The sequence below is a fragment of the Blastococcus capsensis genome (genome assembly GCF_030165005.1).
Classification (GTDB): Bacteria; Actinomycetota; Actinomycetes; order Mycobacteriales; family Geodermatophilaceae; genus Blastococcus; species Blastococcus capsensis.
In genome coordinates this window covers 56,462-67,422 of the sequence record NZ_JASNNW010000020.1, presented here as the reverse complement: position 1 = coordinate 67,422, position 10,961 = coordinate 56,462, and the positions used below count along the sequence as shown (strand labels likewise).

General features: G+C 72.6%; 11 protein-coding genes. 4 read left to right on the top strand and 7 right to left on the bottom strand.

Annotation, left to right across the window (positions count from 1 at the left end):
• Window positions 1–56 precede the first annotated feature (56 nt).
• Together QOZ86_RS16005 and QOZ86_RS16000 are read left to right on the top strand one after the other, a co-directional pair.
• Window positions 57–833, top strand: coding sequence for a sulfite exporter TauE/SafE family protein (locus tag QOZ86_RS16005; protein ID WP_284492978.1), 777 nt, complete (start codon window positions 57–59; stop codon window positions 831–833).
• Window positions 830–1,597 carry a sulfite exporter TauE/SafE family protein gene (locus tag QOZ86_RS16000; protein ID WP_284492977.1) on the top strand — a complete coding sequence of 256 codons (768 nt, stop codon included), beginning with the start codon at window positions 830–832 and terminating at the stop codon, window positions 1,595–1,597. The genes QOZ86_RS16005 and QOZ86_RS16000 overlap by 4 nt, the downstream gene beginning before the upstream one ends.
• Window positions 1,598–1,619: 22 nt before the next feature.
• Here QOZ86_RS16000 and QOZ86_RS15995 read toward each other — a convergent pair whose 3' ends face one another.
• On the bottom strand, window positions 1,620–2,201 hold the full coding sequence (locus tag QOZ86_RS15995) for a hypothetical protein (protein ID WP_284492976.1): 582 nt from the start codon (window positions 2,199–2,201) through the stop codon (window positions 1,620–1,622).
• A 242-nt stretch (window positions 2,202–2,443) separates the two neighbouring features.
• On the opposite strand from QOZ86_RS15995, the gene QOZ86_RS15990 reads away from it, so the two are divergent.
• Complete coding sequence (locus tag QOZ86_RS15990; protein ID WP_284492975.1) at window positions 2,444–3,361, top strand: AEC family transporter; 918 nt, start codon at window positions 2,444–2,446, stop codon at window positions 3,359–3,361.
• Between the two features lie 67 nt (window positions 3,362–3,428).
• Here QOZ86_RS15990 and QOZ86_RS15985 read toward each other — a convergent pair whose 3' ends face one another.
• The 5 genes from QOZ86_RS15985 to QOZ86_RS15965 form a co-directional block, all read right to left on the bottom strand.
• Window positions 3,429–4,934 carry a tripartite tricarboxylate transporter permease gene (locus QOZ86_RS15985; protein ID WP_284492974.1) on the bottom strand — a complete coding sequence of 502 codons (1,506 nt, stop codon included), beginning with the start codon at window positions 4,932–4,934 and terminating at the stop codon, window positions 3,429–3,431.
• Window positions 4,935–4,939: 5 nt separating this feature from the next.
• The gene (locus tag QOZ86_RS15980) at window positions 4,940–5,392 is read right to left on the bottom strand and encodes a tripartite tricarboxylate transporter TctB family protein (protein WP_284493021.1); all 453 of its coding nucleotides are present in this window, start codon (window positions 5,390–5,392) and stop codon (window positions 4,940–4,942) included.
• An 84-nt stretch (window positions 5,393–5,476) separates the two neighbouring features.
• Entirely contained in the window at window positions 5,477–6,547 is a 1,071-nt protein-coding gene (locus tag QOZ86_RS15975; RefSeq protein ID WP_284492973.1) for a tripartite tricarboxylate transporter substrate-binding protein, read from the bottom strand.
• A 196-nt stretch (window positions 6,548–6,743) separates the two neighbouring features.
• A complete protein-coding gene (locus QOZ86_RS15970) occupies window positions 6,744–7,412 on the bottom strand; it encodes a response regulator (RefSeq protein ID WP_284492972.1) in 669 nt (222 codons plus the stop codon).
• Window positions 7,409–9,040, bottom strand: a complete 1,632-nt coding sequence (locus QOZ86_RS15965) for an ATP-binding protein (RefSeq protein WP_284492971.1) — start codon at window positions 9,038–9,040, stop codon at window positions 7,409–7,411. The genes QOZ86_RS15970 and QOZ86_RS15965 overlap by 4 nt, the downstream gene beginning before the upstream one ends.
• A gap of 214 nt (window positions 9,041–9,254) precedes the next feature.
• Here QOZ86_RS15965 and QOZ86_RS15960 point away from each other — a divergent pair, with 214 nt between their 5' ends.
• On the top strand, window positions 9,255–10,430 hold the full coding sequence (locus QOZ86_RS15960; protein ID WP_284492970.1) for a mandelate racemase/muconate lactonizing enzyme family protein: 1,176 nt from the start codon (window positions 9,255–9,257) through the stop codon (window positions 10,428–10,430).
• A 58-nt stretch (window positions 10,431–10,488) separates the two neighbouring features.
• On the opposite strand, the gene QOZ86_RS15955 is transcribed toward QOZ86_RS15960, so the two are convergent.
• Window positions 10,489–10,890: a tautomerase family protein gene (locus QOZ86_RS15955; RefSeq protein WP_284492969.1), complete on the bottom strand. Its 402-nt coding sequence runs from the start codon at window positions 10,888–10,890 to the stop codon at window positions 10,489–10,491.
• Between the last annotated feature and the right edge of the window lie 71 nt (window positions 10,891–10,961).

Sequence of the window (10,961 nt, the reverse complement as noted above, 5' to 3'; positions counted from 1 at the left end):
CGTTCGCAGCGGCGGCCGGGTGCCGGCGGCGTGCGACGCTTTCCGGCGATGTCCACATGACCGGCTGGGAGATGCTCGCGGTGGCCGCGGCCGGTTTCGCGGCCGGCGGCATCAACGCCGTCGTCGGTTCCGGCACGTTGGTGAGCTTCCCGGTGCTGCTGGCCGTCGGGCTCCCGCCGGTGCCGGCCACGATCACCAACTCCCTCGGCCTGGTCGCCGGCAACCTCAGCGGCTCGATCGGCTACCGCCGGGAGCTGCGCGGCCAGCGGCGTCTGCTCCTGCGGCTGCTGCCCGCCTCGGTCCTCGGCGCGCTCACCGGGGCCTTCCTGCTGCTGAACCTGCCCCCCGCGGCGTTCGAGGCGATCGTGCCGATCCTCATCGGGCTCGCCGTCCTGCTGGTGGTCCTGCAGCCGGTGGTCCAGCGCAAGCTGCCCTCCCGCCCGGCCGACGGCACCGCCCCGCCGGTCGGGGGTGGGCGGCTCGCCGCATGCTTCGTCGGCGCATACTTCACCGGCACCTACGGCGGCTACTTCGCCGCCAGCCAGGGCGTGCTGCAGATCGGCATCTTCGGCCTGCTCCTGCGCGAGCCGCTGCAGCGGCTGAACGCGCTGAAGAACGTCCTCACGCTGGCGGTCAACACCGTCGCCGCCGGCGCCTACGTGGTGGTGGCCAGCGATCGCATCGACTGGGCGGCCGCCGCGCTGCTGTCCGTGGGATCGCTGACGGGCGGGGCGGTCAGCTCCCGCTACGGCCGGCGGCTGCCCGCCGTGGTGCTGCGGACGGCGATCGTCGCCCTCGGGCTCGTCGCGATCGCGGTGCTGGTGACCGATTGAGCGTCTGGGAGTTCGGGTTCCTGGTCCTCGCCGGGATCGGGGCGGGACTCACCGGCAGCATCGCCGGGCTGGCCTCGCTGATCAGCTACCCGGCCCTGCTGGCCGCCGGCCTCCCCCCGGTGACGGCCAACGTCACCAACACCGCCGCCCTGGTCGTGGTGGGCGTGGGCACGGTGAGCGCCTCCCGCCCGGAGCTGGAAGGACAGGGCCGACGTCTGCTGCCGCTGATGGTGGCCGGGCTGCTCGGCGGGGCCACCGGGGCGCTGCTCCTGCTGGTCACGCCGGCGGGGGGCTTCGAGAAGATCGTGCCGTGGCTGATCGGCGCGGCGTCGATCGCCATCCTGGTCCAGCGGTCGCCCCGGCAACTGGCGCTCGAGGGCGCTGCGGCGCGCGCCGGATGCCCCGACCAGTGGTGGCTGCCGATCGCCGTGCTCGCCATCTCCGTCTACGGCGGCTACTTCGGTGCCGCCGCCGGCGTGCTCATGATGGCGATGTTCCTGCTCGCGACGGGCGAGGGCCTCCCCCGGAGCAACGCCATGCGCAACGCCGTCCTGGGGGTCGCCAACACCGTCGCCGCGATCGGGTTCGCCTTCTTCGCCTCGATCGTCTGGTCGGCCGCCCTGCCGCTGGCCATCGGGCTGTTCCTCGGTTCGCTGCTCGGCCCCCGCATCGTCCGCGTGGCACCCCAGACGGCGTTGCGGCGGATCGTCGCCCTCGCCGGACTCGGCCTGGCGATCTACCTGGCGGCCGACGCCTACAGCTGACGCACCCGGCGAGGGCGCCGGTTCACCGGCTGACGTAGGCCGCCAGGAAGAACACGAACCCGCTGGCCAGCAGGAGCAGTCGGCCGGGTGTGAGGCCGTTGAGCAGACCGGCCGTGACCTCCACGTACGCCGGCCGGACCACGGCGTCACGGGCCCGCTGACGCATCATCCGGACCTCGTCGGCCAGGAGGACTCCCGCGCTGCCGAGCATGGCCAACCCGAGCACCACGAAGACCAGCGCCAGGCGGTCCTCGAAGCCGGTCGCCGCTCCGGCGAGCACCAGCACGGCGATCATCCCCAGGAGGACCCCGAGCAACCCCCCGGCGACCGGGGCCCACGGGCCCATCACCGTCAGCGGCCCGCGGCGCGGCATGCGCGGCTTGGGGCGGGTGCCGACCGGTGCGGTCGCGTGCATGCCGGGGACGACGTCGCCCTCGCCGGCGGGCGCCTCCCCGGCCTCTGGCCCCTCCGGTGCCGCCCCCTGCGCGACCGGCTCGGCCGCAGGGGGCGTCCCCGTCGTGGCCGTCTCCGGGCCGGCGGGCCGCACGATCGGGATCTCCGCGGTCCCCGTGCCCGCGGCCGTGCTTCCGTTGCGTTCACTCATGACTCATCACCTCGTCCGCCACGCTAGGCGCACCATCCCCACCGGCCCGGGACGCCGCCCCGGCGGACTGCTCACGCACGGTGAGGCCGCGCCGTGCCGACCGGCCTGGCCGAGCGGCATGTGCGGAGGGACACCATTCCGGACGGCGTCGCGCGGCGGGCGGAGCACGGGCCGTCCGCAGCCCCGGTACCGACGCCGGCGGGCGGCGGTGGGCGTCCTCCGCGGCTGGCTACGCTCCACCGGTGAACGCGGCTGCGCTGGTCCTGCCGGAGTTCGCCCTCCTCCTCATCGGCCTGCTGCTGCGCCGGTTCGCCTGGCGGTCACCGGAGTTCTGGGTCGACCTCGAGCGCCTGGTCTACTTCGTCCTCTTCCCGGTCCTCCTCTTCCGCACCACGCTGTCGGCGGACCTCGCCGCCGCCGGCTCCGGTGGAGTCGTCTTGGCCGCGCTGGGTGCCACCGGAGCCGGCGCCCTCCTCGGAACCGTGGTCCGGTGGCTGCCGGGCGTCGACCGCATGACGGCGGCCTCGGGGTGGCAGACGGCGTTCCGGTTCAACACCTTCATCGCCCTGGCGCTGGTCGACGACCTCGGGGTGGCCGCGCTGGCGCTCATGGGCGTCCTGCTGGGCGTCACCGTCCCGCTGGTGAACGTCCTGGCGGTGACGGCGCTGGCCCGTAGCGCACCCGGTGGTGCGAGGAGCGGGCGTGGGCCCGGTGTCCTGGGTGCGGTCGCCCGCAATCCGTTGATCATCGCCACGGTCGCGGGGCTCAGCGGCAACCTGCTCGGGCTGACGCTGCCCTCGCCGGTCGACGCGACGCTCTCCCGGCTGGCCGCCGCGGCGGTGCCGCTGGGGCTGCTCGCGGTCGGCGCCGCCCTGCGCCTGGGCGGCCTGCCGCGCGGTCAACGGTTCATGGCCGCCTACCTGGGAGTGGTCAAGCTCCTCGCCGTGCCGGCGGTGGCCCTCGGGCTGTGCGCACTCCTCGGCGTGGACGGGGAACAGCGGTTCGTCGTCCTCGCCTTCGCCGCCGTCCCACCGGCCACGGCGTCCTACGTCCTGGCCGCCCGCATGAACGGCAACGGCACGTTCGTCGCCGCACAGGTGTCCGCGGCGACGACGGCGGCGCTCCTGACCCTGCCCCTGTGGCTGGCACTGACCGCCTGACACCCGGCCGCCGGGGCACGCCCGTCCCGGCCGGTGTCCGTGTCCATGCCGGCCTCGGCAGGAGCGGTCAGTCCTCTTCCTCGAACACCACCTCGCGCTTGCGGCGGACCGACGGCAGCACCGCGATCGCGAAAGCAGCGGCGGCGAGGATCAGCAGGGTGAGCGAGATCGGTCGGGTGACGAAGACGCTCGGGTCACCGTCGGAGATGATCAGCGCGCGGCGCAGGTACTCCTCCAGCAGCGGACCCAGCACGAAGCCCAGCAGCAGCGGCGCCGGCTCGTTCCCCAGCTTGATCAGGACGTAGCCCAGGATGCCGAAGAACGCGATCGCGTAGACGTGGAAGGCGTTCAGGGCGATGGAGTACGTCCCGATCGACGCGAACGCGATGATCGCCGGGAAGAGGACCCGGTACGGGATCGTCAGCATCTTCACCCACAGGCCGATGAGCGGCAGGTTGAGCAGCACGAGGAAGAAGTTGCCGATCCACATCGAGGCGATGAGGCCCCAGACCAGCTCCGGTTCGTCGTCGATGACGCTGGGGCCGGGCACGATCCCCTGGATGATGAACGCGCCGAGCAGCAGCGCCATGATCGGGCTGACGGGCAGCCCGAGGGTGAGCAGCGGGACGAACTGGGTCTGTGCGGCAGCGTTGTTCGCCGACTCCGGGGCGGCGACACCTTCGATGGCGCCCCGACCGAACTCCTCGGGGCGCTTGGACACCCGCTTCTCCACCGAGTAGGAGACGAACGAGGCCAGCACGTGCCCCGCGCCCGGGAGCACGCCCAGCGCGGTGCCGAGCCCTGTGCCGCGGAGCACGGGGCCCCGGATCCGGCGGAAGTCGTCCTTGGTGAGCCAGAGGTTCTTGACCTTCTGGACCATGACGCTACGGGTGATGTCCCCCTCGAGGTTGCGGAGGATCTCGGCGACGCCGAACAGCCCGACCGCCAGGGACACGAAGTTGAGACCGCTGTACAGCTCGCGCATACCGAAGGTGAAGCGCGGCGTACCGGAGTAGAGGTCCTGCCCGACCGTGCCCAGCAGCAGCCCGAGCACGATCATCGCCAGCGCCTTGAGCACCGACCCGCTCGCCAGCGCGATGGAGGCGATGAGGCCCAGGACCACCAGGGAGAAGTACTCCGCCGGGCCGAACAACAGGGCGGCTCGTGAGATCGGTTCCGCGAACAGGGCCAGGGCGAGCGTGCCCACCGTCCCGGCGAAGAAGGAGCCCAGCGCGGCCGTGGCCAGCGCCGGTCCGGCCCGGCCCTGCTTGGCCATCTGGTGACCGTCCAGCGCGGTCACCGCCGCCGAGGACTCGCCGGGCAGGTTGATCAGGATCGCCGTCGTCGACCCGCCGTACTGGGCGCCGTAGTAGATGCCCGCCAGCATGATCAGCGAGGTGACCGGCTCGAAGCCGAAAGTGATCGGCAGCAGCATCGCGATGGTCGCCGTCGGGCCGATGCCCGGCAGCACTCCCACCGCGGTGCCGAGCGCGACCCCGATGAACGCGAAGAGCAGGTTGATCGGCGTGAACGCCGTCTCGAACCCGAGCCCGAGGTTGTTGAGGAGTTCCATGGGGGCTAGCCGAGCCAGGGGCCGAAGTAGGGCAGCCGCAGCTGCAGCACGATCACGAAGATCAGGATGCTCAGGGCCGTCAGCGACGCGGCGATGACCGCGGAGGGGATCACGCGGGCATTGCGCCCGGCCAGCGCGGTCAGGAACACCGCCACCAGCAGCGACGGGACCATGCCGAGCCCCCGCACGGTGAAGCCGAAGAAGAGCAGCGCTGCCACGATCAGCACGGTGGCCTTCCACGGCACCGGCCCCAGCTCACCGGTGTCACCGGCGACGAAGCCCTTGACTGCGATGAGGATCCCCAGCAGCACCAGCACGCTGCCCAGGACGAGGGGGAAGTACCCCGGCCCCATGCGCAGTGCGCTGCCGACCTCGTAGGTGCTCGACGTGATGGCGAACGCCAGCCCGAAGATGACGAATACCGCGCCCGCAAGGAGGTCCTTGCGCGCCCCGTGCATGCTCACAGCGGGTCCCTCCCGGATCGAGGAGGACGGTGGGGCGGCCCGGGGCCGCCCCACCGTCGTCGATGGTCAGTTCGCTGATCAGTCCGCCGCGACGCCGGCCTCTTCGATGATCGGCTGCCAGAGCTCGATCTGCTCCTCGAGGAGCTGACGGTGGGCCTCCGGGGTGGCCTCCTCCTGGCTGAAGGGGGCGGCGCCGAGCTCACCGAGCTGGCTGATCACGTTCTCGTCCTCCAGGGACGACAGGATGGCCGCGGAGAGTTCCTCCCGGATCCCCTCCGGCGTTCCGGCGGGGACGTAGAAGCCGTGCCAGACACCGACCTGGAGCTCCTCCAGCCCTGCTTCCTCCGTGGTCGGGAGGTCCGGCAGCGTCTCCACCCGCTCGGGCGTGGTCACGGCGTAGGCCTTGATCTCGCCGGCCTGGATCTGCCCGGTGGTGTTGGTGGTCTGGTCGCACATGAGGTCCACCTCGCCGGCCACGAGGTCGGTCAGGGCCGGGCCCGTCCCCTCGTAGGGCACCTCGGTGAGCTCCACGCCGAGCGCGTCCTGCAGGAGCAGCCCGCACAGGTGCGAGGCGGCACCGATGCCGGCGTTGGCGAGGGTGACGTCCTCCGCGTTCTCCTCGAGGTACGTGACCAGCTCCTCCATGGTCTGGGGCTCGAAGTCGCTCCGCGCGACGATCGTCATCGGAACCTGGGTGACCAGACCCAGCGGCTCGAAGTCCTCGAGCGGCGCGTACGGCAGGTCGGGGTACAGCGACGGTGCGGTGGACATGCCGATGTGGTGCATCAGCACCGTGTAGCCGTCGGGGTTCGCCGCGGCGACCTCGCCGGCCGCGATCGTGCCGCCGGCACCCTCGACGTTCTGCACGACGATGTTCGCGCCCAGCTCCTCGGCGATCGGCTCCGCGACCAGCCGGGTCACCGTGTCGGTCGGGCCACCGGCCGAGAAGGGCACGACGAAGGTGATGTCGCCCTCCGGGAATGCCTCCGCGGCCGCCGGGTCGTCCTCACCGCCTCCGCCACCTCCGCCGCCGCACGCGGCGAGCACCAGGGTGGCAGTGGCCAGACCGGCCAGGCGTGGGTACCGGCCGTGGCCGGGTCGAGCCGAGCGCGGGCGCACGAGGGCGTCGTTGAGGTGGTGCAGGGACATGGATGGAACCCTTCAAGATCGCAGACCGGCTCCGGACGCGTGAACTCTGCACGACCCGTGTGACCTGGGCGACATTTCGTCCATTCTGTACACGGGGCGGCCCGCCAGGTCCACACGTTCCCGCGCCGGACCGCCCCGCACCGGTCCACGGCCGCAGGGGCCAGGGCAGCGGCCGCCGCCCCCCGGCGAGCTCGGCTCACCGCCAGCGGTACTCCGTCTCCGGCCGGCCCGCGCCACCGTAGCGGGGGGTGCGGGTGGCCAGGCCGGTCTCCGCGAGGTACTCGAGATACCGGCGGGCCGTGATCCGGGACGTACCGGTCTCAGCGGCCGTCTCGGCGGCGGACAGCCCGCCGCCGGCGCGGAGCACGGCCACCACGGCATCGAGGGTCTGGGGATGCATCCCCTTCGGGAGCGACGCCTGCCGCTGGGGTCGAGGGCCCTCCAGTGCCCGGTCGACGTCCTCCTGGCCCGCCGCGTCGCCGTCCGCGGGCAGCCGGTCGCGGTAGTCGGCGTAGGCCTGCAGCCGATCGCGCAGCGCCGCGTAGGTGAACGGCTTGAGCAGGTAGCCGACGACTCCGTGCGCCGCGGCGGCGCGAACGGTGGAGAGCTCCCGTGCCGAGGTCACGGCGAGCACGTCGACGTCCAGGCGGGCGGCCCGGATCCGTCGGCAGAGCTCGACGCCGTGCGTGTCGGGCAGGTTCATGTCCAGCAGCACCAGGTCCACCGGCATGCGGGCCAGCGCGTCGAGGGCGAGCGCTCCGGTACCGGCGACCGCGGCGGTGCCGAACCCCGCCGTGCGGTCGACGTAGGTGCGGTGCGCCTCGGCGGCGACCGGCTCGTCCTCCACCACCAGGACCCGGATCACGGTGTGCTCTCCACGGGTGTGCGGACGGGCAACGAGACGGCGAACTGCGCTCCGGGCCCCGGCCGCACGGTCACCGAACCTCCGTTGCGGCGGACCGCCTGGGCGACGAGTGCGAGGCCGAGTCCCCGTCCGGGCCCCCCGGCAGGCATGTCGCCGGTGTCCTTGGTGGTCCACCCCCGCTCGAACACCCGCGGCACCTGCTGCTCGGTGAGGCCCGGGCCGCTGTCCTCCACGCGGATCTCGAGGCGGTCGGAGTCGACCCAGGCGGCGAACTGCACCTCGCGCGGAGGCCCGCCGGCGAGCGCGGCGTCGATGGCGTTGTCGAGCAGGTTGCCGACGATGGTGACCAGCTCGCCGCTGGGGATACCGGTCGCCGCCACGGCGGTGCCCGGGTCGATCTCGAGCCACACCCCCCGCTCGTGCGCCGTCGCGGACTTGCCCAGCAGCAGCGCGGCGAGCACCGGCTCCTCGACGGCGTCGACCACCCGGTCGGTCAGCCGCTGGGCCGACGCGAGTTCGGCGGTGGCGAACTCCACGGCGTCCTGCTCCCGGCCCAGTTCGATCAGGGACACCGTGGTGTGCAGCCGATTGCCCGCCTCGTGGGCCTGCGCCCGCAGCGATTCGGCGAAGGCGCGCACGCTGTCCAGCTCGCCGGTGAGCGCCTGCAGCTCGGTGTGGTCGCGAAGGGTCACCACGGCGCCGGCCGAGTCCCCCGACGCGCGGGCCGGCACCTGGTTGACCACGAGCACCCGGCCCCCGCTCACGTGCACCTCGTCGACCGTCTGCTGCTGCTGGCACAGCGTCTCCGTGAGGTCCTCGGACAGGCGCAGCTCGCTGACGTGCCGCCCGCTCGGGTCGGCGTCGAGGGACAGCAGGCGACGCGCCTCGTCGTTGACCAGCTGCACCCGCCGGTCCCCGTCGACGACCAGCAGCCCTTCGCGCACCGCGTGCAGGACGGCCTGGTAGTAGTCGAGCATCCGGGCCAGGGCGGGGGCCCCGAGACCGCGCGTCTGCCGCCGGAGCCGCCGACTGATCAGCCAGCTGCCCGTGCCGCCCACGGCGAGGGTGACCAGCCCGGTGCCGAGGATGCCGGGCAGCGCCCGGGCGAGGTCCGCCCCGATCGCGTCCAGCGTGATCCCGGCCGAGACCAGCCCCACGATGTCGCCGTCCTGATCGATGATCGGTCCCGTGGCCCGCACCGACGGCCCCAGGGTGCCGGCGTACGTCTCGGTGAAGGTCCGGCCGGCCAGCGCCGGCTCGATCGTGCCGATGAACGACCGGCCGATCTGCGACGGATCGGGATGGGTGTAGCGCGTCCGGTCCGGGGCGAACACGGTGATGAACGACGTGCCGGTGTCCCTGCGCACCGACTCCACGTAGGGCTGCAGCACCTCGGTCGGCCGCGGACCGGTCACCTCGTCGATCACCAGGGGCGAGTTGGCCAGTGCGGCCACGATCGCCGTCACCTGCACCTCGGCGTCGTGCTGCGCCGTCCGTTGCGCGTTGACGTAGGCGACGGCCGTCGCCGTGAGGACGATGACGGCGACCACCAGGCCCTGCAGGATGAGCAACTGGCGGGCCAGGCTGGTCTGCCTGGAGCGCCGCAGCGGGACGTCGGGCCTGCGCACGCGGCCAGTGTGCCCGTAGGCACACGGCCGGAGCCTCCCTACCGTCGAGTTCGGGTTACGAAATGACCGAATCCGTCCCCGGCGCTCCGCCAGGCCTCATCGTGAGCTCGCCGTCCAGGCACCACCGTCCAGGCACCACCGTCCGGGCCGGGTACCGGGGCCCGGAGCCCGACGATCCCCCCGGACGGCCCCGTCGTCAGAGAGGTCGGAGCACGTGCGCATCGTCGACATCCGCGAGAAGACCGTCCCCATCGAGGCGGACATGTCCAACGCGTTCATCAACTTCTCGAAGATGACCGTCAGCGTCCTGGCGCTCGTCACCGACGAGATCCGCGACGGCGAACCGGTGGTCGGGTACGGCTTCAACTCCAACGGGCGGTACGCGCAGGGTGGCCTGCTGCGGGACCGGATCATCCCGCGGGTCCTGGAGGCTGCGCCCGCGAGCCTGATCGGCGAGCACGGGGACCTGGACCCGGAGCTCATCTGGCGCGCGGCCATGACGAACGAGAAGCCCGGCGGCCACGGTGACCGGGGGGTCGCGATGGGTGTGCTGGACATGGCGTCCTGGGACCTCGCCGCCAAGCTGGCCGGCCTCCCGCTCAACCGGCTGCTCAGCGAGCGGGCCCGTGACCCGCGCACCCCGGCGACCCCCGCCGAGAAGGTCTGGGTCTACGCCGCAGGCGGCTACTACTACCCGGGCCGCGGGATCGAGGCCCTGCAGGCGGAGATGCTCTCCTACGTGGACATGGGCTACCGCACGGTCAAGATGAAGATCGGTGGCGCCCCTCTGGAGGAGGACCTGCGGCGCATCGAGGGCGTCCTCGACGTGCTGCCCGAGGGCTGCGACCTCGCGGTGGACGCCAACGGGCGGTTCGACCTGGACCAGGCGCTCGCCTACGCCGATGCCCTCAGCGGCTACCCCCTGCACTGGTACGAGGAGGCCGGGGACCCGCTGGACTTCGAGGACCTGCACGCCCTGGCCGAGCGGTACCCGGGTCCGCTGGCGACGGGCGAGAACCTGATGTCGTTCCAGGAGGCCCGCAACCTCATCCGCTACGGCGGGCTCCGACCCGACCGCGACATCCTCCAGATGGACCCGGCCCTCAGCTACGGATTGACCGAGTTCCGCCGGATCGTGGCGATGCTGTTCGACTCCGGCTGGAACCCGGACCGCTGCGTGCCGCACGGCGGGCACCAGTTCAACCTGTCCATCGCCTCGGCGTTCCACCTGCACGGCTGCGAGTCCTACCCCGGCATCTTCGAGCCCTTCGGCGGTTTCGCCGACGGCTTCCCGATCGAGGACGGCCACGTGCGGCTCCCCGACGTACCCGGCATCGGCCTCGAGCAGAAGGCGTCGCTCGCCCCGGTCCTGCGGAACGTGCTGGCCTGACCGCGCACGCCCCGGGGACGCCGTCGTCCTCGGGGCGCGCATCCTCGGAGCGGTCCGCTCAGCCGGTCCGTTCCCCCGCCTCGGGCGCCCAGTCCGGAGCGAAGCCTCCGAGGTGCGGGTGGTACATCTCGTCGCCGGAGTGCTGGGTGAACTCCACCTTGAGGCGGCGCTCCTCCAGGCCGCAGGCGCGCACGCACACGTCGACGATCCGGCGGGCAAGGATCTCGCGGGTCGCAGCAGGCCGGCCGGCGCGGATGTCGCACATGACCAGTCCCGCCGGCTCGGGATCCGCCGCACCGCACCGCCAGACACCGCCGGGCCCGAGGTCGTGGATCGAGACCGTGATGAAGTCGGGCGGGACGTCCATCACCTCGGCGTAGACGGATCCGAGCTGCCTGGCCAGGGACCTCTTGGAGTCGAGGTCCATGCGGAGCGGGAGGTCGAGCTGCAACGACGGCACACCGCGTCCTTCCCGGTCGAGGAGCGCACCACCGGAAGGCGTGGCACCGGTGTCCACGCTGTCGGACCGGG

Bases quoted from the DNA above. Each gene is read 5' to 3' on its own strand.
- QOZ86_RS15995 (WP_284492976.1), bottom strand. From the start codon at position 2,201: ATGAGTGAACGCAACGGAAGCACGGCCGCGGGCACGGGGACCGCGGAG.
- QOZ86_RS15975 (WP_284492973.1), bottom strand. From the start codon at position 6,547: ATGTCCCTGCACCACCTCAACGACGCCCTCGTGCGCCCGCGCTCGGCT.
- QOZ86_RS16005 (WP_284492978.1), top strand. From the start codon at position 57: ATGACCGGCTGGGAGATGCTCGCGGTGGCCGCGGCCGGTTTCGCGGCC.
- QOZ86_RS15985 (WP_284492974.1), bottom strand. From the start codon at position 4,934: ATGGAACTCCTCAACAACCTCGGGCTCGGGTTCGAGACGGCGTTCACG.
- QOZ86_RS15980 (WP_284493021.1), bottom strand. From the start codon at position 5,392: ATGCACGGGGCGCGCAAGGACCTCCTTGCGGGCGCGGTATTCGTCATC.